Genomic DNA, 23,179 nt, shown 5'->3' with positions numbered 1-23,179 from the left:
GCGAGGGTTTACGCGGGTTTTGCTAAAATCAATATTCCCACCGCTCATGGCTGAGCGGCCCTTTGTTTAACAGGGCTTTTCGCTCCTGCCAGTCGGGCAGGTAACGGTTCATATATTGCCGAAAACGTTCGTTATGGTGGCGCTCCAGCAGGTGCACCAATTCGTGCACCAGTATGTATTCCAGGCATTCCGGGGGCTTTTTGGCAAGCTCCAGATTAAGCCAGATGCGTTTGCTCTGAATACTGCAACTGCCCCACTTGGTTTTCATCTTCTTTACGCCCCAGGCGGCAGGCTCCACACCCAGTACTGGCGTCCAATAGTCCAGCAGCTCACTGATGTGGCGCTTCATTTCGGCACGATAAAAGCTATCCATCACCCGAGCCTTGTTATCCCGGCTGGTGCCGGGATTAACCCAAAGATGCAGCTTGTTGTTGCCCTGATGAGTGATTTCGTGGCGACCGGTGCGCTCGGTGAGCGCCAGCCGGTAACGCCTGCCCCACAGGTAGTGGGACTCACCACTTACCATTTCCCGTTCCGACTGGCGGGGTTGATCAATAAAGCCCTGCTGCTGCTTTTTAATCCAGGGAATGCGGCTGATCACTGCCATGCGAACGGCAGTGTCAGTCATTTTCTCGGGTGCGGATACCCTCACCCGGCCATCGGGGGGCAGCACACTGATATGCAGGTGCTTGATGGCCTTGCGGTTTAACTGCACCGCCAGGCTGCCAATCTGCATCACTGGCATCAGTGGTAGTCCTTCTGGGCCTTGGCCAGCTCCATCACCTGCTTGATGTCCACATCATAATCGCTGGTTTCTTCACGCACGGCGTTTGCAATTTCCCGCTCCTTGAAACGATCACCCACCCAGTCCGCCTTCTTGGTAAAGCGGATGGCGCTGTCAATTTTGGTTATCAGCACTTCATCCTGGCCCAGGTTGTCGTACAGGGCGCGTTTGGCCTGGGTGTCCATGGTGGCGGGATAGCTGCTGCCTCCCTGCTCAGGCTTGGTCACCTTGCTGGCCAGTGCCCGGATTTGCTCCAGGTATTCCTGATAAGACAGTGCCTGCTGCCGCCGTTGCTCTATCAGCTCATCCAGCAGCACCGACATGCGCTCGTAATATTTGGGGTTAACCGGGTTCTCATCCACTATGGTCTTGCGCACGTTATTCTCTATCGCTTCTGCCATCGCATCCTGGTTGTTGGCCAGCCCTTCCGGCAGCGCCTTGATCAGATCGTCGCCCTGCTTTTGCACCACCAGCTCGATCAGGCCCAGCTCTTCAAAGTCCATTAATACTTCGCTGTCGTCGGCGCGGATATACATATCCAGCAAGTAACGCATGGCCGGCTCAAACCGTTTCATGTCCAGGGCATCACCACTGCCTTGCTTCACCTCGTCGCGCACTTTTTCATAGTGAGCCACTTCGGCACGGATCTCCTCGATATCACTCAGTGCGTAACCGGCAGCGGGCATTTCATTGGCGATATTGGCAAAGGCACGCAGCAACTTAGCCACGCTCTGGTAAAGGGTCAGACGCAGGGCTTCCTTCTCGGTCAGCTCGTCCTGATTCTGCCCCGACACGCCACAAAAGTAATGCAAATAATCGGCGGTGCCACGGGGGGAGCGCACCGGCTCGCACAGGGCGCGCACCATCTCCAGCGCGGTTTCCAGGTCTTCTCTGGCTTGCACCAGCCGGTCTTTCAGCAGGCCGGCCACATCTTCCTTGTCGTAGCCGTCAAAGGCACCGGCGGTGTAATCGGTAATGGCCTTGTCCAGCGACTTGAACAAGTCCTTGTAGTCGATGATGTAGCCATATTCCTTGTCGTCACCATCCAGCCGGTTAACCCGGCAGATGGCCTGAAACAGGTTGTGATCGGCCATTTGCTTGTCGATATACAGGTAAGTAGCCGACGGCGCATCAAAACCGGTGAGCAGCTTGTCCACCACGATCAGCAGGCGCATCTGACCCGGCTCCTCGATAAAGCGTTTCTTTACCTCTTTCTCAAACAGCTCGGCCTTGCTCATCGCCTCCTGTTCGGTGGTGCCAAAGTGCTCTGCCAGCATCTTGCGGTAAATGTCGTACTTGAACAGCTTTTCGGTCAGCCCCTCACCGCTCTCCTCCCCCTTGATACTGGCGGCTGTTGGCTGATAACTGGTGACAATGGCCACCTTGCCCGCCAGATCGGTCTGGCTGAACAGCTCATAGGCCTTGCAGGCCTGATACACGCTGGCACACACCAGCATGGCATTGCCTTGCCCGGCTGCCAGGCGAGGCCGCTTTTTCATATCCAGCCAGATGTCCGCCACTATTTTTTCCAGCCGCGACTTGCTGGACAGCACCTTTTGCATGGTGCCCCACTTCTGCTTGAGCTGGGTTCTGGCCAGGTTGGACAGCCCCTGGGTATTGATGTCAAACCACTCATCCACCCGCTTGGGCGAGGTCAGCTGCTGATCGATATCCCGTGCCTCGTAGCGCAGATCCAGCACCACGCCATCACTCACGGCCTCATCAAACTTGTAGGTATGAATAAAGGGGCCGAACACTTCCACCGACTTTTTCTTGTCCTTTTTCATCAGCGGCGTGCCGGTAAAACCGATAAACATGGCCTCGGGCAGTATGACCTTCATCGCCTCATGCAGCTTGCCGGACTGGGTACGGTGGCACTCATCCACAAACACAAACAGCTCACCCCTGGCCCTGAAACCCTGGGCAATGGCCTGTTGCAGCTCCTTGATGAAATCCTCGGCGGCGGTCTCATCCTCTTCTTCGCCTTGCTGGCGGCCAAACTTGTGTACCAGCGAGCACAGCAGCCAGGGGGTGGGCTGATTGAGGGTGGCCAACAGATCGGCACCACTTTTGGTGCGGTAGATTTCTTCCTCCACCCCGCTGAATACCTTTTCTATCTGCTCGTCCAGCTCGGTGCGGTCGGTAACGATCAGCACACGGGCGTCTTTTACATTTTCGCGAATCCATTTGGCCAGCCACACCATGGTCAGGCTTTTGCCCGACCCCTGGGTGTGCCAGATAATGCCGCCTTCCTTGTTGGCAATGTGCTTCTTGGCGGCCTGAATACCAAAGAACTGATTATGACGGCAGGTCTTTTTTACCCCGGCATCAAACACAATGAAGTTATGAATGATCTCCAGAAAACGTGGCTTTTCACACAGCCGGGCCAGGTGCCAGTCCAGCGGGTTGCCATAAGGGTTGGGCGCGTCTTCTTTCCATTCCAGGTAGTAGCGCTCCGGGGTTTCTATGGTGCCGTAGCGCAGGCCCTGAGTGTCGTTGCCGGCCATCACCAGCTGCATGGTGGTAAAGAAATTGCGGATAAAGTCCTTTTTCTGGTTATCCAGATTCTGGCGAATGCCCTCACTGACCGACACCGACGAACGCTTGAGCTCCAGCACACCCAGGGCAATGCCATTCACATACAGCACGATATCCGGGCGTTTCTTGTTCTCACCTTTAATGGACACTTCTTCGGCAATGGCAAAATGGTTGGCCTGCGGGTTCTGCCAGTCGATCAACCATACCGTCTGCTTTTGCTCACCGGCGCTTTCCTTGTCTTTTACGCCATAGCGCAGCAGGCGGTACACTTCCTTGTTGGCGTAATAGAGCTGCTTGCCCTCGCCCAGCGCCGCCGCTGCATCCAGCTGGCGCAGCGCCCGGTTAATCAGTGCCGGGCTCACGCCCCGCTGTTGCAGCCAGGCTTCCAGCACACCGGCCTCGATATTGCGGTTGCCTTCCCTGTCCTGCCAGTTGCCCAGGTACTCATAACCTAATTCATTCTGAAAAAACCGCACTACCCGGTTTTGAGTCTCGCGCTCGCGCTGCCCTACTGTTCCCATTTATCCGTGCTCCCTGTCGCTCTCGCGGCTGGCTGTGCCGCCAGGATTATTTTTGTTTATATACTGAGGAGCCACCCCCTGCGTAGGTGGCTCTGTTGTTCATGCCCTTAGCCAGTCAACCATCAGTCAATCAAATTAACCCAATAAAATCAATTACTTATAGTGATCACGATGCTTTTGGAAGCCATATTACTGCTTTCAGTCAACAACCAGTCAACCAAATCAGGCCCAGAATGGGCGTTACCTCAACCGGCATGGTGCTCATCTCCCGCTAATGGCTTTACCAGCCGGATTTTACCGGTGAGCAGTTGCTGCATCATGCCCTGCTTGAGATCCCGGGTTTTGGTCAGCCGTGTTTCAAGCGCCTGAATTTCTTCGTCCATATCGGACAGTATGGTGGCGATGGCGGTTTGTTCATCTAAACTACCAATTTGTAGTTTAAGGTTATTAACATCCCTTCCATTTATTGAAGGATAATTTGAGCCAGAAATTAGCATCTCAATCTGACCGTTAATCACTGAAGAAAAAAGATGTTGGTATAAATAACCGGAACACATTTTCTCTTCTATAGACCTGACTACACTAAACCCAGTTGAACAAATTAAGTCTTTTACTTCATTGGACACAAAATAATGAGACATTAGGTTAGGTCTAACAGTAGAGACAAGAACATCTCCTTTTTTCAAAATACGTCTGGCTCTAGAAGGTGCACTCGAAAATTTAAGTTTAGTGGTGTTCAAAAGAGTGCCAGTGTCAACCTGCTCCAGAGAGATATAATCAAACTCATAATCCAAAGCAGTAGAACTACCTAAATTCTCAGAGTCGACCAACGCTACATCGCCGATCTTAACAACCTCCCAATCTTCCGGGATTTCCCCCAGCTCGCTGGTTTTATAGCCTTTGGAACTGCCGTCGGGATGGTTAGCGAACTGTGGCAGACGGGTACGGCCGGTCAGCAGTTGCTGCATGGTGGCGGTTTTAATGGCCTGCTTTTTGGCGATCAGAGCTTCCAGGCTGCCGATCAGCGCATCAACATCGGACAGCGCATTAGCAATGGCAGTTTGTTCCTCAGGAAGTGAAGGGGTTACAATCAAAAAGTCATTCAAGTTTTTCAGCGTTAAACCCGGCTTACTCTGACCTGATTGACTTGCTGCTATTTGATAATTACCAAAAGAGCCAGGAGATAAAAACATACATATATATTTAGCACTTTCAAAATACTTTAGCCGAACAAGGCCAACATGCTGACTAATGTATGCATCTCCAAGATCCTCTTCAACCAATGCAACATTACCTACGCTATTCCCTGTGATAGTGATAAGCAAATCGTATTTTTTTAAACGAGTTCTATCACCTTCTGCACCTACTTGAGGAGTAACAAATTGACTATCCTTTAAATCAAGCTTTCCATTTCTAACATTCTGGCTACGAACAAATAAAGCACCTTGATTCGAATAAAACTGAGCCCAACCACGAGAGCCACTTGTAATAAAGTTTGATAGATTACCCAAGCTACAAACTTCCCAATCCTCCGGAATCACCCCTACTTCGGTCTGCTTATAGCCTACGGGCACCATTGGCTCCGCTGCTGCCAATTCTTTTTTGCTCACTTGCGCTACCTGATTATTCATTGTCTTCCTGCTCACCTGAGTGCGACAGTTGCGCCATGGCCCGGGCCCGCTCGCGTTCCAGCTCCCGTTTCAACTCTTCTTCGCTGGGCAAATAGGGCAGATATTTGGCGGCAAACAGCTGCTTTTTGTCTGCCAGCACCGAATATTTCACCACGGCTTCACTCTTTTCACTGCACAGCACCAGGCCAATAGTGGGGTTGTCGTCGTCGCCCTTGCGCTGCTCGTCATACAGGCGCACATAGGTGTCCATCTGGCCAATATCCTGATGCCGGAGTTTGCCCAGTTTCAGATCCACCAGCAGAAAGCACTTGAGCTTGAAGTTGTAAAACACCAAATCGATAAAAAAGTCTTCGTCATCAAAACGAATGCGCTGCTGGCGCTCCACAAAGGCAAAGCCCTTGCCCAGCTCCAGCAAAAACTGTTGCAGGTTGCTGATAATGGCCTGCTCCAGCTCGCTCTCCTGGTAGCTTTTATCTTGCAGATTAAGAAAGTCTAAAATGTAGGGATCGCGCAAATACTCTTTTACCGACTCCGCTAACGGCTGGGTGTGCTGAGCGGCTTCGTTTTCAACCAGCGTCTTGTCTTGGCTGGCCAGTAAGCGCTCGTAGTAGAGCTTGCTGATTTGTCGCTCCAAAGCGCGCACGCTCCAGGCTTGTTTCTGAGCTTCTTGTTGATACCACCGGCGTGCCGACTCATTTTCAATACGCGATAAGGCGTTGTAATGCGACCAGCTCAATTCGAGAGACACCGTCTCCCGAATTGGAAACGCCTGATAAAAGGCGCGCATATTACGCAAGTTGGTAACATCAAAGCCTTTACCCAATCGCTCGGTGAGCTCTGCCGATAACTGCTGTAATTGCTGCTTGCCGTATTGAGCACGAGCAGCACCTTGCTGTTCGTGCTCAACAATCATTTGCCCGATATGCCAGTAGCTGTTAACCATGGCGCTATTCACGGCTTGGCGCACTTGTCCGCGCGCTTGCTCTATGATGAGCGCGATGGACTCCACCAAACTGGCTAGCGTATTGTGACGCGGTGTACTCATAGCGCTAGCCCCATGGCCTTGAGGTGGCCGGCGACTTTATCGCTTAAATCTTCCACTGCTTCAGTCAGCTCGGGCAATGGCTGGCTGTAGCGCTCTTCCAGTTGTTTTACCCGGTTGGCCAGTTGCTGGGTGACCCGCTCCACCTCACTGGTAATGGCACCCTGCAGGTGGGCCAGCCATTTGTCCTGCACCATCAGGGTTTTGATGGCGTTGTCATCCAGCTTGCCGTACTGATTGAATACCGCCTGGTCGAGCGCATCCTGGGCGTCTTTCAGTGCCTTTTTGGCACTGGCCTCGGCGTCAAACAGTTTTTTCGCCTGTTTGAGCGCGGTTTTTTCTTCCGCATCGGTGGCGAGCTTCTGGCGGGCGGTCACGCTGGCCTTAGTGACCTTGTCCTTGTCGTTGAGGGCGTCACTGAGCAGGCCGTCATCATTGCTGTTGTCCTCAATAAAGCTTTCCAGCGCTTGCGTGGCAGTGTCGAGCTCCGCTTGCAGCGCATCAAGTTGCTGCTGCTCCTTGGCAAAGTAACGGGCGGTGATCAGCGCAGGCGGAATAAGCTCGGCCTTGTACTTCACCTTGTTGATGACGAGATCCGGGGTTTCCTTCAGTTTTTCGCCCTTGGCGGCCACCAGCTTGCGCAGCACTCTGCCCGCGGGCCAGCCGTCCTGCACCAGCACATACACATCGTCCTGCATTTCTTCGGTCCAGTAGTCCATCAGCAGCTGATACACATCGTATTTGCTGAGCAGCGGCAGGTTGGCGTAGCGACTGAGCAGGTCTTCCGACAGTTCAAAAATCAGCTCCTTGGGGCTGTCGCCTTTGGCGATTTCTGAAAGCTTGGCGTCCTCGGCCCATTGGGTAAAGGGCACCAGGCTGCGCTCGGCAAATGCCTTGAATTCGTCGTGGGCCAGAATGGTGCTTTTCACCTCGGCCGCACTCACCAATGCCTGGCTGTAACCTTCTCGCGCCGGCGCAAACAGGGTGGCACGCAGGCTGGGGAATACTCGCCAGTAATCGGCCAGGGCATCGATATCCCGGTTGGGTATGCCCCCTTGCAGGTGGGCAGACAAGTCGTGCAAGTCTTCCGGATCGCTTGAGTCAATGTAGCGGGGAATGTTCAGGTTATAGTCGTTGGCCACAATTTCACTGAAGGGCACGTTGCGGCTGAAGCGCGGCAGCTCAATGCCCTTGGTGAACACATCCACAATTTTATGAATGTCCTGGCTACGCAGCCGGTTTTTGTTGCCGTCTTTAATAAAACCCTTGCTGGCATCCACCATAAAAATGCCCTGCCCGGCCTCGCCTGCCCGGCTGCGGGCATGGGCTTTGTCGAGCACGATAATGCAGGCGGGAATGCCGGTGCCATAAAACAGGTTGGCGGGCAGGCCGATAATGCCCTTGATGTAGCCCTGTTTGATCAGGTTTTCCCGAATGCGGGCCTCGGCGTTACCGCGAAACAGCACACCGTGAGGCAAAATCACCGCGCCCTTGCCGTTGCTGTTAAGGCTTTTGAGAATATGCAGCAAAAAGGCGTAGTCGCCGTTTTTCTCCGGTGGCGTGCCCCATTCAAAGCGGCCAAATTCATCATCTGCCGGGTTCAGGCCGCTGGTCCAGTTTTTGTTGGAAAACGGCGGGTTGGCCACGGCAAAGTCAAAGGTCTTGAGCTGGCCGTTGTCTTCCTTCCACTGAGGCGCGCTCAGGGTGTTGCCCTTCCAGATCTTGGCGGTGGCGTTGTCGTGCAAAATCATGTTCATGCGGGCCAGAGCGCTGGTGGCGTTATCCATTTCCTGACCATAGATGGACAAGCCTCTGGGGGCTTCGTCGCTGGCTTTCAGCAGCAGCGAGCCAGAGCCGCAGGTGGGGTCGTATACCGTGGCTTCCTGAGAGGTGTTCTTATTTATGCCCACCACCTTGGCCAAAATGCGCGATACCTCCGACGGCGTATAAAACTGGCCCTTGCTCTTGCCGGACTCGGTGGCGAAGTGGCGCATCAGGTATTCGTAGGCATCCCCCAGCAGGTCGTCGCCTTCTGCCCGGTTGGCCGAGAGGTCAATGCCTTCAAAAATGCCGATGAGCTTGGACAGCCGGTCAATCATGTCCTTGCCCTTGCCGAGCTTGTCTTCGTCGTTAAAGTCGGCCACATCAATCACGCCCTTGAGATCGTTCTCTTGTGCCAGAGCGCTGATGATCTTGTTGATCTTATCGCCGATTTCCTTGTCGCCCTTCAGCGCCACCATGTCGTCAAAGCTGGCACCCGGCGGCACTTCAATCATGGAATAAGGGTTGTCTTTGGCTTTATCGGACACGTATTTCATGAACAACAAGGTGAGCACATAGTCCTTGTACTGGGAGGCATCCATGCCGCCGCGCAGCTGATCGCAGCTGGCCCAGAGGGACGAATAAAGCGCCGTTTTTTTAATGGCCATGGAGATCCTTGAATACAAAACAGGCTCGCGATGGCTAAAAAGCAGGCAAGCCGATGAAAATAAGATGTGGCCAAACAGTATGCCCAAGGGGGAATGCTGAAACCAGCCTTACTGGCAGTACAAACGCTCAAGCGATACAGTAGGCACCTGGTTATTCATTGACATCAAGCGCCACATATGAGGTATTACCTTTCGCTGACTGCCCGCCTGAGCATCTTGTTCAGCCTGACCATGCTGACCATCTGGGGGCTGGTGAGCCTGGTGCTGATGCAATCGCTGGAGCAGCATTTTGCCCGTCAGGACCAGGATGACCTTCAGGGCAAGATAGTGCTGGTTAAAAACCTGCTGGTCAGTCAGTGGCAGGATGGTCACGCCGGCTGGGCACAAACACAAGCTCGGCTGCGTACTGCGCTGTCGGGATACAGCGCCCATAGTGTGCAAATTACCACGCCCGACGGTGCCCTGCTGGTAGATACTCGGCAGCAGGCAAGCTGGCACCGGGCTATGCCGCCGGTCAGTACCCTACCCCTGCTTGAAAGCTGGACAGAAAGTGGTGTTCAGTACCGCAGCGTGACCGAGCGGTTCGCAAGCACCACACTGCCCGGGCCGGTGCTGATCCGTGTGGTCATGGATACCCGTTATCACCAGCACTTTATTGAACACATCAAAACCGGTCTGCTCTGGCTGACCGGTGGCATTGCACTGACCTCCATCCTGCTGGGCTGGTTTGCCTCACGCACCGGGCTCAAGCCATTGCATTCCCTGGCCCGGGTGTCTACCCGCATTAGCGCCAGCCAGCTTGATCACCGCCTGCCGGAGCAGAACGCCCCAACAGAGCTGCTTGAACCCATCAAGGCCTTTAACAGTATGCTGGACCGGCTGGAAGACTCCTTTCGGCGGCTTACCGACTTTTCTTCCGACATTGCTCACGAACTGCGTACCCCGGTTAACAGCCTGATGATGCAGACTCAGGTTGCCCTGAGCCAGACCCGCACCGCAGACGATTACCGGGAAGCCCTCTATGCCAACCTGAACGCAGCCGAGCGGTTAAGCAGAATGATCAATGAAATGCTGTTTCTGGCCAAATCCGATCAAGGCCAGCTGGCCATGCAGTGCATGCACCTGGATCTGGCGCAAGAGGTGGATGAGCTGATGGATTTTTTTGAGCCACTGGCCAGTGAGCAACAGGTAGCGCTACAGCGCCTGGGCCATGCTCACCTGTGGGGAGACAGAGCCATGGTGCAGCGAGCCGTCAGCAATTTGCTGAGCAATGCCATTCGCTACACCCCGGCCCAGGGTACGGTTCTCATTACCCTCACCGATAACGCCAAAGGCATAACGGTGGCCGTGGCCAACCCCGGGCCGCCGATCCCGCCGGCCCAATGGTCACGATTGTTCGATCGTTTTTACCGGGCAGACAGTGCCCGCCAGCCGGCCACCGAAGGCACCGGGCTTGGGCTGGCCATCGCCAAGGCCATTGTGACCGGCCATGGCGGTACCCTGACGGTACACTCCGACGAGCGGGAAACCTGTTTTACCATGAGTTTCCCCGCACAGTCCTTTGCCAAGGCCTAGTCGATGCCATGCCGGCGCTGCTGCTCGCGCACATAGTCAATAATGGCGCTCACCTCGTCACGGCTGACACCCGCTACCGGCGGCATATCGCCAAAGCGCCAGTGATGAGCGCGCACACCGTTGGCGGCGGCCCGGTAAAAGGCCTCGTCACCATGGTGTGACGGCTCGTACACCCTGTGAATAAAGGGCGGTCCCTTGGGGGTGCCCCTGAGATCGGCGCCGTGACAGCTGGCGCAATACTCGCCGTAGGCTGCCTTGCCCTGTACCGAAAATGCCCGGTCGTGAGGCATGTCCCCCCACATTTGGCTGCCACCCATCAGAAAATGACCGGCGATCATGGCAAGCAACAGCAGGGCCAGGGCACCGCCAAGCCAAAGCATCCAACGAGCGGAATCAGATGACTTGCTCATGTCCTGCCTCCTTTTGTTCCAGCCTGTTATTGCATGACCTTAACTTGCCCTGTCATGCCCGCTTCCATGTGTCCCGGAACCAGACAGGCAAAGTCCACGGTGCCGGCCTGGTCAAAATGCCAGATAAGGCCGCCTCGCTGCCTCGGCTTCAGACTCAGCATATTGGGCTCGGCGTGCTGCATATGGGGCATTTCACGCATCATCTCGGCGTGCTCCTTCAACATGGCCAGGTTGCCCAGCACCAGCTCGTGATTGAGTTTGCCGGCATTTTTCACAAAAAAGCGCACGGTTTCGCCCGCCTTCACCTCAATGGTGGCCGGGGTGAAACGCATGTCATCGCTCATCTCTACCGCTATGGTACGGCTGACCTCGGCCGGCTGGCCGGGGCGACCCACGCCATGCATGTTCTGCTGCATGGCGGCGGCATTGTGGCCATCATGATGACCGCCATGCTCACCGGCAGCCAGCGCCAGACCGGGCAACAGCGCCAGCATTAAAACGGACAATGTGGTTTTCATGGGTATTGCTCCTGATAAATAAAAAATAATGTCGGCAGCTTAAAACCAGAACCTGACCCCGGCTACCCAGCGATTTTCCTGCGTGGCCTCGTCTTCTTCTCTGAGTTGATCAGCGCGCTTCCCAAGAGCAGTCTGCCATTCCCAGCCCACATAGGGCGCAAACTGCCGACTTATCTCATAGCGCAACCGGGCACCGGCCACCAGATTCGACAGCCCCCGACCTTGACCACGCTCTACGTCGTTGCTGCCATAGGCGGTGAGCTCAATGGCCGGCTGCAGCACCCATCGTTGCGTCAGCAACAATTCATATTCGGCTTCCAGTGCCAGCGCGGTCTGGCCGTCGTCGCCCAGGTAGGCGGTGGCGTCCAGCTCCAGCCAGTAAGGCGCCAGCCCCGACACACCGGCGGCCAGCCAGCCCTGATCCGGGCCGTGCCCTGTGTCGTAACGTACCCCCAGATCGCTGTTCCAGAACCCGGTCAGGGCATGGCGCCATAACAGCTCGGTGCTGGCTTCCGTTAAACGGCCATGTTCAATATCGCCTTCTGCTTTTATTACCGCCCGGTTGTAGTCCCGGCCGGCCCAGGCTTCCACCTCGTAAGCCAATATCTGTTCATCGCCGTTATCCACCCTCTCCAGCCGGTCGGCCAGCACACCGTAGAACCAGTGCTCGTCCGCCAGTTTAAGCTGGCGGGGCCCCGGCAGCGCGTAGGGGCCCTCGTCCAGGGTGAAGCCTCCGGAGTAGGCATGAGGGTCCCGGGCATCGACCGGCGGCTGGCCGCCCTGCATTTGCATATCGCCATGATCCATTTGCGCCATGGCCGGCAGCGCCAGCACGCCCAGAACCGCGCTCGCTATTGTTGTGAATTTACTCATGACACCACCACCATGCGGAACATGCCCGCATCCATATGAAACATCAGATGACAATGCCAGGCCCAGCGGCCAAGCGCATCGGCGGTGACCAGAAAGCTGACACGCTGAGCCGGCTGCACCGGTATGGTGTGGCGGCGGCACAAAAACTCGCCGTCGGGGCTTTCCAGCTCGCTCCACATGCCGTGCAGGTGCATGGGATGGGTCATCATGGTGTCGTTGTGCAGAATAATGCGCACCCGTTCGCCATAACTCAGGTGAATGGGCGTGGAGCCGCCAAACTCGACGCCGTCGAACGACCAGGTGTAACGCTCCATGTTGCCGGTGAGATGCAGCTCAATTTCCCGCTCCGGCGGGCGTGAGTCCATGGGGCCACCGGGCGTGTGCAAATCTGCCAGCGTGAGCACCCGCCGGCCGTTGTTGCGCAAGCCCACGCCGGGGTCATCGAGATTGGTGCGGGGCATGTCCACCCGCATATCCACGCTGGGGCCATATTCGGTGCGGGCATGACGGACTGCCTTGCTGGCCGCGGCCAAAGCGCCGGCCATGGCACCGTGATCCATGGCTCCATGATCCATACCGGCCATGTTTTGCATGGCACCCTGGCCCATGGCTGAATGATCCATACCCGCCATTCCGTTCATTGCACCGTGGTCCATGGTGCCCATCATGTCGGTCATGGTCAGGGATTGAGGTTCATCCAGTGGCGGCACCGCCGCACTCAACCCTTCGCGGGTGGCCAGGGTGCCTCGCGCATAACCGGTTCTGTCCATGGCCTGAGCAAACAGGGTATAGGCCTCGGCGGTGGGCTCCACCAGTACATCGTAGGTTTCACCGGGGCCAAAGCGGAATTCATCCACTTCCACCGGCGTTACATTCAGGCCATCGGCCTGCACCACGGTCAGCTTCAGACCGGGAATGCGCACGTCGTAAAAGGTATTGCCGGCCCCGTTGATAAAGCGCAACCGTACCCGTTCACCGGGTTGAAACAGTCCGGTCCAGTTGCCTGCCGGTGTGGTACCGTTCATCAGGTAGGTCAGGGTTTCGGAAGACAGATCCGCCAGATCGCTCGGGCTCATGCGCATTTCATTCCACATTTGCCGCTTTTCCAGTGCGACATTCAGCCCGCCTCTGGCCATGTCCTGAAAAAAATCCACCACTGTGGGCTGATTAAAGTTGTAGTAATCCCCCTGGTTTTTGAGCTTGCCAAACACCCGCATGGGGTTTTCATCGGTCCAGTCCGACAACAGCACCACATGCTCCCGCTCGGCCTTGATGGTGTCGGCATCGGCCGGCTCTACAATCAGGGCACCATACATACCGGTCAGCTCCTGCATGCCCGAGTGCGAGTGGTACCAGTAAGTGCCGCTTTGCTCCAGGGTATAGCGATAGGTGAAGGTTTCACCGGGCGCAATGCCGGCAAAGCTGATGCCGGGCACACCGTCCATGTCAAAAGGCAGAATGATGCCGTGCCAGTGAATGGAGGTAGGCTCCTTGAGCCGGTTGGTGACGCGAATGGTCACCGTATCACCCTCGCGCATGCGCAAGGTCGGGCCCGGAATGGAGCCGTTAATGGTGGTGGCCATGCGGGTTTTGCCGGTGAAATTGACCGGGGTTTCGTCGATCACCAGATCGAATTCGGTTCCGGACAGCTCGGGTACATGGCCCGTTATGGTGGTAGGCACGGGGGATCGGGCCGAGGCTAGCATGGGTGCCAGCCCCAGCACCACGCCACCTGCTGCCAGCCCCTGCACAAAACGCCGCCGGGGCAGATTGTTTGGCTGTGTCATCGCCTGTTTCTCTTTGCTGCTTGTCATGCTCACAGCATAGAGAGGCACACCTGAAGCCAACATGACAGGCAAATGACAAAATTGTCATCTTATGGTGACAAAGCCATCAGCCAGGGCCGGCGCGCTTGAGCCGCTTCTGCTCGTGCGCCATCATGACCCTATTCCTTTGTCACGGAGCCGGAACTGATGAAACTGCTGATCATTGAAGATGAGCAAAGCACAGGAGACTATCTGCAAAAAGGCCTGCGTGAGGCTGGCATGGTGGTGGATCTGGTGCGTAACGGCCTGGATGGCCTGCATCAGGCCAGCGCCGAGCCTTATGATCTGCTGGTGGTGGATGTGATGCTGCCGGACCTTGACGGCTGGCGTATTGTGGCGGCGCTGCGCGAACAGGGGCAGACAATGCCGGTATTATTTCTGACCGCACGGGACAGTGTGGAAGACAGAGTAAGAGGTCTGGAGCTGGGGGCCGATGATTACCTGGTCAAGCCCTTTGCTTTTGCCGAGCTGCTGGCGCGGGTGCGCAGCCTGCTGCGCCGGGGCGCTCCCCGTCAGGATGAACACAAGTTGCAGGTGGCCGACCTGGTGTTGGACTTACCGCGCCGCCAGGTTAGCCGCGCTGGCACGTCTATTCACCTTACCAATAAGGAATTTGCGCTGCTGGAGCTGCTGGTACGCCGGCAGGGAGAAGTACTGCCCCGCTCGTTGATCGCCTCTCTGGTGTGGGACATGAACTTCGACAGCGACACCAACGTGATTGATGTATCCATACGCCGGTTGCGCGGCAAGATTGACGACGGTTTTGAGCCACGGCTTATTCATACTGTGCGGGGCATGGGCTACACCCTGGATACAGAAAGAGGATGCTGATGCATCCTCTTTAATCATTAACCCAGCAGCTCGTTGCGCACTATGGCGGCACCGGCGCTCAGGGCATTGAGCTTGCCTCTGGCCACCGCGCGGGCCAGGGGGGCCATGCCGCAGTTAGTGCTGGGGTAAAGCTTGTCGGCATCCACAAACTGCAGGGCCTTGCGCAGGGTGTCGGCCACCTGCTCAGGCGTTTCAATGGCGTTGGTGGCCACATCAATGGCACCCACCATCACCTTTTTGCCGCGAATAAGTTCAATCAGCTCCATGGGCACATGGGAGTTCTGGCATTCCAGTGACACTATGTCGATACTGGACTGCTGCAGCCGCGGGAACACTTCTTCATATTGCCGCCACTCGGAGCCCAGCGTTTTTTTCCAGTCGGTGTTGGCCTTAATACCGTAGCCGTAACAAATGTGCACGGCGGTCTCACACTTCAAACCTTCAATGGCACGCTCCAGGGCGGCAATGCCCCAGTCATTCACTTCATCAAAGAAGACGTTAAAGGCCGGCTCGTCAAACTGAATAATGTCCACGCCCGCCGCTTCCAGCTCTCTGGCTTCCTGGTTGAGAATTTTGGCAAATTCCCAGGCCAGTTTTTCCCGGCTTTTATAGTGACCATCATAGAGGGTATCGATCATGGTCATGGGGCCGGGCAGCGCCCATTTAATGGGTTTGTCGGTCTGCTGGCGCAGAAATTTGGCGTCTTCCACAAACACCGGTTTCTGACGGCTCACCGCACCCACCACAGACGGCACACTGGCGTCGTAGCGATCACGGATTTTAACGGTTCTGCGCTGTTCAAAATCCACCCCGTCGAGGTGTTCAATAAAGGTGGTGACAAAGTGCTGACGGGTCTGCTCGCCGTCGCTCACAATGTCGATGCCGGCGGTTTGCTGCTCCTGCAGCGATACCCGCAGCGCATCCTGCTTGCCGTCGATCAGCTCCTGCCCTTCCAGCTTCCAGGGTGACCAGAGAGTCTCGGGCTGGGCCAGCCAGGACGGTTTGGGCAGGCTGCCGGCGGTAGAAGTAGGTAATAATAACTGGGTCATCATAAATTCCGTTTCTGTTCTCGTTAATTATCAGGCCCTTTTATCAGGGCCTTGTTTTATTATCAGGCGTAGTTGGCAGACCACTGTTCCAGAATGTCCTGATAAGGCTTGATAAACACGTCTTCAGCAAATTTGCCCTGTTTTTTGGCCAGCTGGCTGCGCTCTTCTCTGTCATACACAATGTGAGTGACGGAGTGATCGACGTTTTGCAGATCCGGTTTATAGCACTTACCGGCGCTGGCATTGGCATTGTAAATTTCCGGCCGGTAGATTTTCTGGAATGACTCCATGGTACTGATGGTGCTGATCAGCTCCAGATTGGTGTAGTCATTGAGCAAATCGCCAAAGAAGAAAAAGGCCAGCGGAGCCACGCTGCCGGGCGGCATAAAGTAGCGCACCTTAAGGCCCATCTTCTTGAAATACTGCTCGGTGAGTGACGACTCGTTAGGCAGATATTCCACGCCCAGAATGGGGTGCTGGTTTTCAGTCTGATGATAGGTCTTGTTGTCTGACACACTCAGGCAGATCACCGGCAGCTTGGCAAAGTTCTGTTTGTAGGCGTCAGACTGCACAAAGCTTTTGAACAGCTTGCCGTGCAGATCGCCAAAGTTTTCCGGCACGCTGAAGCCGGCCTTGCCCTTGTTGTGCTCCAGCAGCAACACGCTGAAATCATAATCACGCACATAAGAAGAAAAGTTATTGCCCACTATGCCTTCAATGCGCTGCTTGGTCTTGTGGTCAACAATGTAGGTTTTCAGGATCTCTATGGTCGGAAAGCGTTCGGCATCGGTATTGATGTCGAGATCAACCGAGATAATTTCCAGCTCAACAGAGTAACGATTGGCGTTGGGATTGTCCCAGTTTGCCATGGCATTAAACCGGTTGTTGATCATGGTGAGGGCGTTGCGCAGGTTCTGCTGACGGCTCTCTCCCCGGGCCAGATTGGCAAAGTTGGTGGTAGCACGAGTGCTGTCTGCAGGTTGGTAGTTTTCGTCGAAGGCGATGCTGTTCACCGAAAATTTGAAATCGTTACTCATGATTTTTATCCCTTTGTCCCGCAATGAAGTTTGTATTCTGTGTGCAGCACCGGATGTCCAGACATCCAGAGCTAAGCGATGAGTTAAGTTATACAGACTCAATTACATGAACAAAAATGATTTAATTTCATCAATAAATGAAATTATTGCATGAGTTGCTCAGGCTATACCCTGAGCCTGAGTGATAAAGTCACTCAAATAGCTGATGTGCTCCTCACCCTTGCGCACGCCCAGAAAAATCTGCTTGTTAATGCCCTGCTCACCAAAACGCAGGCTTTTAATGGGCATTTTTTGGGCAAACTCGTCTACCAGCCAGCCCGGCAGCGCGCTGACGCCCCGGCCCGCTGCCACCATCTGCAGCATGATTTCTGTGGTTTCTATGGTTTTGTGCCTTTTTACCGTACATTTAGCCGGATTTAAAAACTGGCTGAAAATATCCAGCCGCTCGGGCTCTACCGGATAGGTAAACAGCACTTCGCCGGCCAGTTGCTCGGGCAACACCGCAGCCTGTGCGGCAAGCGGGTGGCTTGATGCCACCACCAGCCGGTGCTCATAATCAAATACGGGAATAAAGCTCAGGCTGGGTTTGTAGAGAGGATCGGGCGTGACCAGAATATCAATTTCAAAACTGTGCAGCGCACCCAGGCCACCAAACTGAAACTCCTGTTTAACGTCAATATCGACGTTGGGCCACTTTTCCAGATAGGGTTCAATCACTTTCAGCAGCCACTGGTAGCAAGGGTGGCACTCCATACCAATGCGCAGCGAGCCCATCTCGCCGGTGGCAATTTGCCGCAGCAAATGCTCTGTGTGTTTGAACTGGGGCAGCACGCGGTTGGCGAGCGTTAAAATTTGCTCGCCGGCATTGGTCAGGCGCAGGCTTCGGCCCTCTTTTTGCCACACCGGCGTTTTTAGCTGGCCTTCCAGCTTTTTTATGCTGTGACTGAGGGCCGACTGCGACAAGTTTAACGACTCAGCAGCCTGAGTCAGGGTGCCCTGCTCTTTAATGGCCGCCAGCACTTCAAGGTGAAAACGTTCCAGCATGTGCAAGCTCCGCGCAAAAGTCATGAATATAATTCATGACTTATCAAAAATATACGCGGCGAGGCAGCCGGAGCGAGATAAGCGTGGTGAACAACAAAAACAGCGCTGAGATCCACAGACAGGCCTGCAGGCCGGCACTGCCCTGCCCCGCCAGCTGAAACACAAAGCCCGACAGCAAGGTGCCAATAAGCCGGCCCATGGCGTTGGACATGTAATAAAACCCCACATCCAGCGATACGCCGTCACTGCTGGCATGGCTGACAATCAGGTAGCTGTGCAGAGACGAGTTCACCGCAAACACCACACCAAACAGCAACAGACCACCTATCAGTACCCAGGCCGGGCTCAGGCCGTTCATCAGGCCCAGCGCCATGGCGGCAGGCAGCAGTGTCAGTGCCGCTGCCCAGCATGTGGCACCGGTGCCGTCTGCCTGCTTGCCGGTAATGCGTGGCGCCAGCGACTGCACCAGCCCGTAGCCCATGACCCACAGCGCCAGAAAGCCGCCGGTCTGGCCGTGGCTCCAGCCAAGGGTCTGAGACAAAAACACCGGCAACGCCACCACAAACCAGACATCCCGGGCACCAAATAAAAACAGCCGCGCCGCCGAGAGAATATTGATGGCCGGGCTTTTGGAAAACAGATCCCGGAATTCCGGCTTGTGCTTCGCCTTGCCCAGCTCCTGCTTCAGCAATATCAGGCTGAGCAGCCATACCAGCGCCAGGGCAGCGGCCATGGCAGTAACGGCACCGGCAAAGCCCAGCCAGGCAAGCAGTGCACCGCCCAGAAAGAACCCTGCCCCTTTAAGGGCGTTTTTGGAGCCGGTGAGCACCGCCACCCATTTATAGAGACTGCCTTCTTCGGGCACTAGGGTCTTGATGGCACTTTTGGCGCTCATCTTGTTCAGATCCTTGGCAATACCCGACAGCGCCTGGGCCGCCATTACCCAGGGCACGGTAAGCGCCGGCATCAGCAACATGGCCAGCGCCAGTACCTGCAAGCCAAGGCCCAGGTTCATGGTGCGGTTCAGCCCAATGCGGGCACCCAGCCAGCCCCCTGCCAGGTTGGTGATCACCCCAAACAGCTCATAAAACAAAAACAACAGGGCAATGTTCAGCGGTGAATAACCCAGCTCATGAAAGTGCAGCACCACCAGCATGCGCAGGGCACCGTCGGTGAGGGTAAAGGCCCAGTAATTGCCGGTGACCACTAAATACTGGCGCACGGCAGGAGACAAGCCGGTCAGCATTTATGCACGCCCCACCTTCAGCGCCAGCTCGGCGGTACGGTTGGCATAGCCCCATTCGTTGTCGTACCAGGCATAGATTTTTACCTGAGTGCCGTTTACCACCATGGTGGACAGGGCATCAATAATGCTGGAGCGCGGATCGGTCTGATAATCCACCGACACCAGAGGCCGCTCTTCATAGCCCAGAATGCCGTTCAGCTCGCCCTCGGCGGCCGCTTTCAGCAGCGCATTTACCTCTTGCGACGTGGTTTCCCGGGCCACTTCAAACACACAGTCGGTGATGGAGGCGTTGCTGAGCGGCACGCGAATGGCATGGCCGTTCAGTTTGCCCTTGAGCTCGGGGAAAATATGGGTAATGGCGGTGGCCGATCCTGTGGTAGTGGGAATAAGGCTGGTGCCGCAGGCCCGCGCCCGGCGCAAGTCTTTATGGGGCGCATCGAGAATGGTCTGAGTATTGGTAATGCTGTGAATGGTAGTAATGGACCCATGCACTATGCCCAGTTGCTCATGCATCACCTTTACCACCGGTGCCAGGCAGTTGGTGGTGCAGGAGGCGGCGGTCACTATGGGATGTTTTTCGGCATCAAACAGGTGATCGTTCACGCCCATCACCACATTCAGCACGCCCTCTTCTTTTACCGGTGCCGTCACTACCACCCGTTTTACGCCCTGATCCAGATAGGCCTGCAGCACCGCCTTGCTCTTCATCTTGCCCGAGGCTTCAATCACCAGGTCGCAGCCGGACCAGTCGGTGTCGGCAATGGCCTTGTTGCCGCTTACCGCAATGTTCCGGCCGTTGATCTGCATGGTGTTGCCGTCGGCGGCGGCCTCATGGCACCAGCGCCCGTGCACCGAGTCAAAATTCAGCAGGTGCGCCAGAGTGGCTGCATCGCCGGCAGGGTCGTTAATATGCACTATTTCCACATCACTGTGCTCACACAGCACCCGCATGGTAAGCCGGCCCATGCGGCCAAATCCGTTAATACCTACTTTTATGGTCATCTTGTCATTCCTTGTGAAAGTAAAAACACCTTAAGCGTGAGAAAACCAGTGCTGAGTGCGGTTCACCAGTGCCACCAAAGACAGCATCACCGGCACTTCCACCAGCACGCCTACCACAGTGGCCAGCGCCGCCCCCGAGTGCAGGCCAAACAACGAAATGGCCACCGCTACCGCCAGCTCAAAAAAGTTGGAAGTGCCAATCATGCAGGCCGGTCCGGCCACATTGTGCGGCAGCCGCAGCCAGCGGGCCGCCCCGTAGGCAATGATGAAAATACCGTAGGTCTGAATAAGCAGCGGAATGGCGATCAGCACTATGGTCTGGGGTTGCTCAAGCAGGGTTGGTGCCTGAAAGCCAAACAACAACACCACTGTTCCCAGCAGCCCCAGCATGGACCAAGGCCTGAGCCGCTGCAGCCACTGTTCAAGACCGGTGCCATCCCCTTTGCGCTCCAGCCGGTGCCGGGTCCAGACACCGGCGAGCAGGGGCAGCAGCACATACAGCACCACCGACAACAGCAAGGTCTGCCAGGGCACCTGAATATCACTCACTCCCAGCAAAAACGCAGCAATGGGGGCAAACGCAAACACCATAATGATGTCGTTCACCGACACCTGTACCAGGGTGTAGTTCGGATCACCCTTGGTCAGCTGACTCCACACAAACACCATGGCGGTGCAGGGTGCCACCCCCAGCAGTATCATGCCGGCGATATATTCTCCGGCGGTGTTCGGATCCACCCAGCCGGCAAAAAATACGCGAAAAAACAGCCAGCCCAATGCCGCCATGGTAAAGGGCTTGATCAGCCAGTTAATCACCAGGGTCAGCATCAGCCCTTTGGGCTTTTTACCCACATTTTTAATGGCGCTGAAGTCTATCTGTACCATCATGGGGTAGATCATCACCCAGATCAGCACCGCCACCACCAGATTCACGTGGGCGAATTCAATGTCTGCAATGGCACCAAACAGGCCGGGCACCAGGCTGCCCAGCGCAACGCCGGCCACAATGCCAAGCCCTACCCAAAGTGACAGATAACGTTCAAAGATTCCCATGGCTGCCGCTCCTTAAATTGAACGCTGATCCACTCGTGCAGACAGTTGCTCGGCACTTTCTACCCGCTCGGAATAGCGGTTGGTCAGATAGTCACTGCAACCCCGGGTAAGCAGGGTGAATTTCACCAGCTCTTCCATCACATCCACAATGCGGTTGTAGTAGGCCGAGGGCTTCATTCGGTCATTGTCATCAAATTCCAGATAGGCCTTGGCCACCGATGACTGATTGGGAATGGTGATCATGCGCATCCAGCGCCCCAGAACCCGCATCTGGTTAACGGTATTAAAACTCTGGGAGCCGCCGCAGACCTGCATTACCGCCAGGGTTTTGCCCTGAGTGGGCCGCACCGCCCCCAGGCTCAGCGGAATCCAGTCTATCTGGGCCTTCATTACCGAGGTCATGGCACCATGACGCTCCGGCGAGCACCACACCATGCCCTCATTCCACTGCACCAGCTCGCGCAGCTCTTGTACCTTGGGGTGCTGCTCGTCTGCGCCGTCCGGCAAGGGCAAACCTTCAGGATTAAAAATACGAATCTCTGCTCCCATTTGCTGCAGCAGCCGGCCGGCTTCTTCGGTGACCAGACGGCTGAAAGAGCGTTGGCGTAACGATCCGTACAGCAGCAATATTCTGGGCGCATGCTGCTCGCCGGTCACTGCCAGCGCCTTGCTGTCGGGCAGCTGAAACTGCTCAGCGTCCAGGTTGGGTAAATGCTCAAAAGTGGGCTTCATTATGGTATTGCCTTGTTATTGTTTTGGTCGAGAGATGTGAATACCTTACATGCGAATAAATGCATATACAATAAATTACATATTCTTTTTACCATATATGTAAAACATGGACACCTGTTACTGGAATGCAATATGGTAACGTCAATGCAGAAGTGACCTTACTCGCTAATTCAACAGGAGAAATTGAGCATGACAACGCCCTACACGCCCCCTGCTGTCTGGACCTGGGATACCGCCAACGGCGGTGAATTTGCCAATATCAACCGCCCGGTGGCCGGCCCCACCCATGATAAAGCCCTGCCCGTGGGCCAGCATCCGCTGCAGCTGTATTCGCTCGCCACGCCCAACGGCGTCAAGGTCACCATTATGCTGGAAGAGCTGCTGGCGCTGGGCCACAGCGGTGCCGAATATGACGCCTGGCTGATCCGCATTGGCGAGGGCGATCAGTTTTCATCCGGCTTTGTGGCGGTGAACCCCAACTCCAAAATACCGGCGCTGCTGGATAACAGCACAGATAAACCGGTGCGGGTGTTTGAGTCCGGCTCCATTCTGCTGTATCTGGCAGAAAAGTTCGGCGCTCTGCTGCCCGAAGATCCAGCGCAAAAGACCGAGGTGATGAACTGGCTGTTCTGGCAGATGGGCTCGGCCCCCTACCTGGGTGGTGGTTTTGGCCACTTCTACGCCTATGCGCCGGAAAAACTGGAATACCCCATTAACCGCTTTGCCATGGAAGCCAAACGCCAGCTCGATGTGCTGGAGCGGCAGCTGGCCGACCGGCCCTATATTGCCGGCGACCACTACAGCATTGCCGACATTGCCATCTGGCCCTGGTATGGTGCCCTGGTGCTGGGCCGGCTGTACGATGCCGCCGAGTTTCTGTCGGTGTCCGATTACCCCAACGTGCTGCGCTGGGCCAGAGCCATTGATGCCCGCCCTGCGGTACAGCGCGGCCGACGGGTAAACCGCACCTGGGGCGATGAAAGCGAACAGCTGGAAGAGCGCCACAGTGCGGCAGATTTGGATTAGCCGATAAACTGG

Annotated in this window: 19 protein-coding genes; 3 read left to right on the top strand and 16 right to left on the bottom strand. The window is 55.7% G+C overall.

What is annotated here, in order from left to right; all coding sequences use genetic code 11:
- Positions 1–28: 28 nt before the first annotated feature.
- The 5 genes from R0I78_RS12665 to R0I78_RS12645 all read right to left on the bottom strand — a co-directional run bounded on the left by R0I78_RS12665 (position 29) and on the right by R0I78_RS12645 (position 8,945).
- Positions 29–745 (bottom strand): SprT family zinc-dependent metalloprotease, encoded by a 717-nt coding sequence (locus R0I78_RS12665; protein ID WP_317075583.1) that lies wholly within the window; start codon positions 743–745, stop codon positions 29–31.
- On the bottom strand, positions 745–3,843 hold the full coding sequence (locus tag R0I78_RS12660; protein WP_317075582.1) for an HsdR family type I site-specific deoxyribonuclease: 3,099 nt from the start codon (positions 3,841–3,843) through the stop codon (positions 745–747). The genes R0I78_RS12665 and R0I78_RS12660 overlap by 1 nt, the downstream gene beginning before the upstream one ends.
- A 245-nt stretch (positions 3,844–4,088) precedes the next feature.
- Positions 4,089–5,474 (bottom strand): restriction endonuclease subunit S, encoded by a 1,386-nt coding sequence (locus R0I78_RS12655; protein ID WP_317075581.1) that lies wholly within the window; start codon positions 5,472–5,474, stop codon positions 4,089–4,091.
- On the bottom strand, positions 5,467–6,519 hold the full coding sequence (locus R0I78_RS12650) for a YhcG family protein (RefSeq protein WP_317075580.1): 1,053 nt from the start codon (positions 6,517–6,519) through the stop codon (positions 5,467–5,469). The genes R0I78_RS12655 and R0I78_RS12650 overlap by 8 nt, the downstream gene beginning before the upstream one ends.
- Positions 6,516–8,945 (bottom strand): type I restriction-modification system subunit M, encoded by a 2,430-nt coding sequence (locus R0I78_RS12645; RefSeq protein WP_317075579.1) that lies wholly within the window; start codon positions 8,943–8,945, stop codon positions 6,516–6,518. Before R0I78_RS12645 ends, R0I78_RS12650 begins: the two co-directional genes overlap by 4 nt.
- 177 nt (positions 8,946–9,122) lie before the next feature.
- Here R0I78_RS12645 and R0I78_RS12640 point away from each other — a divergent pair, with 177 nt between their 5' ends.
- On the top strand, positions 9,123–10,520 hold the full coding sequence (locus R0I78_RS12640; RefSeq protein ID WP_317075578.1) for a heavy metal sensor histidine kinase: 1,398 nt from the start codon (positions 9,123–9,125) through the stop codon (positions 10,518–10,520).
- Here R0I78_RS12640 and R0I78_RS12635 read toward each other — a convergent pair.
- Genes R0I78_RS12635 through R0I78_RS12620 form a run of 4 tightly spaced genes read right to left on the bottom strand, consistent with a single transcriptional unit; the run spans position 10,517 to position 14,108 of the window.
- Complete coding sequence (locus R0I78_RS12635; protein ID WP_317075577.1) at positions 10,517–10,930, bottom strand: cytochrome c; 414 nt, start codon at positions 10,928–10,930, stop codon at positions 10,517–10,519. The two genes, R0I78_RS12640 and R0I78_RS12635, sit on opposite strands and share 4 nt — an antisense overlap.
- Before the next feature lie 26 nt (positions 10,931–10,956).
- On the bottom strand, positions 10,957–11,448 hold the full coding sequence (locus R0I78_RS12630; protein ID WP_317075576.1) for a cupredoxin family protein: 492 nt from the start codon (positions 11,446–11,448) through the stop codon (positions 10,957–10,959).
- Between the two features lie 39 nt (positions 11,449–11,487).
- Positions 11,488–12,321: a copper resistance protein B gene (locus tag R0I78_RS12625; RefSeq protein ID WP_317075575.1), complete on the bottom strand. Its 834-nt coding sequence runs from the start codon at positions 12,319–12,321 to the stop codon at positions 11,488–11,490.
- A complete protein-coding gene (locus R0I78_RS12620) occupies positions 12,318–14,108 on the bottom strand; it encodes a copper resistance system multicopper oxidase (RefSeq protein WP_317075574.1) in 1,791 nt (596 codons plus the stop codon). Before R0I78_RS12620 ends, R0I78_RS12625 begins: the two co-directional genes overlap by 4 nt.
- Before the next feature lie 186 nt (positions 14,109–14,294).
- Here R0I78_RS12620 and R0I78_RS12615 point away from each other — a divergent pair, with 186 nt between their 5' ends.
- Entirely contained in the window at positions 14,295–14,978 is a 684-nt protein-coding gene (locus tag R0I78_RS12615) for a heavy metal response regulator transcription factor (RefSeq protein WP_395544766.1), read from the top strand.
- Positions 14,979–14,995: 17 nt separating this feature from the next.
- Here R0I78_RS12615 and R0I78_RS12610 read toward each other — a convergent pair whose 3' ends face one another.
- The 7 genes from R0I78_RS12610 to arsH form a co-directional block, all read right to left on the bottom strand.
- Positions 14,996–16,027 (bottom strand): methionine synthase, encoded by a 1,032-nt coding sequence (locus R0I78_RS12610; protein ID WP_019933761.1) that lies wholly within the window; start codon positions 16,025–16,027, stop codon positions 14,996–14,998.
- Between the two features lie 62 nt (positions 16,028–16,089).
- Complete coding sequence (locus tag R0I78_RS12605) at positions 16,090–17,064, bottom strand: DUF1852 domain-containing protein (RefSeq protein ID WP_317075573.1); 975 nt, start codon at positions 17,062–17,064, stop codon at positions 16,090–16,092.
- Positions 17,065–17,223: 159 nt separating this feature from the next.
- Positions 17,224–18,108 carry a LysR family transcriptional regulator gene (locus R0I78_RS12600; protein ID WP_317075572.1) on the bottom strand — a complete coding sequence of 295 codons (885 nt, stop codon included), beginning with the start codon at positions 18,106–18,108 and terminating at the stop codon, positions 17,224–17,226.
- Positions 18,109–18,151: 43 nt separating this feature from the next.
- Complete coding sequence (arsJ, locus tag R0I78_RS12595) at positions 18,152–19,354, bottom strand: organoarsenical effux MFS transporter ArsJ (protein WP_317075571.1); 1,203 nt, start codon at positions 19,352–19,354, stop codon at positions 18,152–18,154.
- Positions 19,355–20,356, bottom strand: a complete 1,002-nt coding sequence (locus tag R0I78_RS12590; protein ID WP_317075570.1) for an ArsJ-associated glyceraldehyde-3-phosphate dehydrogenase — start codon at positions 20,354–20,356, stop codon at positions 19,355–19,357. It abuts the gene before it with no gap.
- 30 nt (positions 20,357–20,386) lie between these two features.
- Positions 20,387–21,409, bottom strand: a complete 1,023-nt coding sequence (gene arsB / locus R0I78_RS12585; RefSeq protein WP_317075569.1) for an ACR3 family arsenite efflux transporter — start codon at positions 21,407–21,409, stop codon at positions 20,387–20,389.
- A gap of 12 nt (positions 21,410–21,421) precedes the next feature.
- Positions 21,422–22,141: an arsenical resistance protein ArsH gene (gene arsH / locus R0I78_RS12580; protein WP_317075568.1), complete on the bottom strand. Its 720-nt coding sequence runs from the start codon at positions 22,139–22,141 to the stop codon at positions 21,422–21,424.
- A gap of 189 nt (positions 22,142–22,330) precedes the next feature.
- Here arsH and yghU point away from each other — a divergent pair, with 189 nt between their 5' ends.
- Positions 22,331–23,167: a glutathione-dependent disulfide-bond oxidoreductase gene (gene yghU / locus R0I78_RS12575; protein ID WP_019933768.1), complete on the top strand. Its 837-nt coding sequence runs from the start codon at positions 22,331–22,333 to the stop codon at positions 23,165–23,167.
- Positions 23,168–23,179 lie beyond the last annotated feature (12 nt).

This window comes from Oceanimonas sp. CAM02 (assembly GCF_032842915.1).
GTDB classification, from domain to species: Bacteria; Pseudomonadota; Gammaproteobacteria; order Enterobacterales; family Aeromonadaceae; genus Oceanimonas; species Oceanimonas smirnovii.
Note: the sequence above shows the minus strand (reverse complement) of the source record. Positions and strands in the feature narration are given on the sequence as shown.

Bases quoted from the DNA above. Each gene is read 5' to 3' on its own strand.
- R0I78_RS12610 (WP_019933761.1), bottom strand. From the start codon at position 16,027: ATGACCCAGTTATTATTACCTACTTCTACCGCCGGCAGCCTGCCCAAA.
- arsH (WP_317075568.1), bottom strand. From the start codon at position 22,141: ATGAAGCCCACTTTTGAGCATTTACCCAACCTGGACGCTGAGCAGTTT.
- R0I78_RS12630 (WP_317075576.1), bottom strand. From the start codon at position 11,448: ATGAAAACCACATTGTCCGTTTTAATGCTGGCGCTGTTGCCCGGTCTG.
- R0I78_RS12625 (WP_317075575.1), bottom strand. From the start codon at position 12,321: ATGAGTAAATTCACAACAATAGCGAGCGCGGTTCTGGGCGTGCTGGCG.
- arsJ (WP_317075571.1), bottom strand. From the start codon at position 19,354: ATGCTGACCGGCTTGTCTCCTGCCGTGCGCCAGTATTTAGTGGTCACC.
- R0I78_RS12645 (WP_317075579.1), bottom strand. From the start codon at position 8,945: ATGGCCATTAAAAAAACGGCGCTTTATTCGTCCCTCTGGGCCAGCTGC.
- R0I78_RS12615 (WP_395544766.1), top strand. From the start codon at position 14,295: ATGAAACTGCTGATCATTGAAGATGAGCAAAGCACAGGAGACTATCTG.
- R0I78_RS12665 (WP_317075583.1), bottom strand. From the start codon at position 745: ATGCCAGTGATGCAGATTGGCAGCCTGGCGGTGCAGTTAAACCGCAAG.
- R0I78_RS12590 (WP_317075570.1), bottom strand. From the start codon at position 20,356: ATGACCATAAAAGTAGGTATTAACGGATTTGGCCGCATGGGCCGGCTT.
- arsB (WP_317075569.1), bottom strand. From the start codon at position 21,409: ATGGGAATCTTTGAACGTTATCTGTCACTTTGGGTAGGGCTTGGCATT.
- R0I78_RS12605 (WP_317075573.1), bottom strand. From the start codon at position 17,064: ATGAGTAACGATTTCAAATTTTCGGTGAACAGCATCGCCTTCGACGAA.
- R0I78_RS12640 (WP_317075578.1), top strand. From the start codon at position 9,123: ATGAGGTATTACCTTTCGCTGACTGCCCGCCTGAGCATCTTGTTCAGC.
- R0I78_RS12655 (WP_317075581.1), bottom strand. From the start codon at position 5,474: ATGAATAATCAGGTAGCGCAAGTGAGCAAAAAAGAATTGGCAGCAGCG.
- R0I78_RS12635 (WP_317075577.1), bottom strand. From the start codon at position 10,930: ATGAGCAAGTCATCTGATTCCGCTCGTTGGATGCTTTGGCTTGGCGGT.
- R0I78_RS12620 (WP_317075574.1), bottom strand. From the start codon at position 14,108: ATGACACAGCCAAACAATCTGCCCCGGCGGCGTTTTGTGCAGGGGCTG.
- yghU (WP_019933768.1), top strand. From the start codon at position 22,331: ATGACAACGCCCTACACGCCCCCTGCTGTCTGGACCTGGGATACCGCC.
- R0I78_RS12600 (WP_317075572.1), bottom strand. From the start codon at position 18,108: ATGCTGGAACGTTTTCACCTTGAAGTGCTGGCGGCCATTAAAGAGCAG.
- R0I78_RS12660 (WP_317075582.1), bottom strand. From the start codon at position 3,843: ATGGGAACAGTAGGGCAGCGCGAGCGCGAGACTCAAAACCGGGTAGTG.
- R0I78_RS12650 (WP_317075580.1), bottom strand. From the start codon at position 6,519: ATGAGTACACCGCGTCACAATACGCTAGCCAGTTTGGTGGAGTCCATC.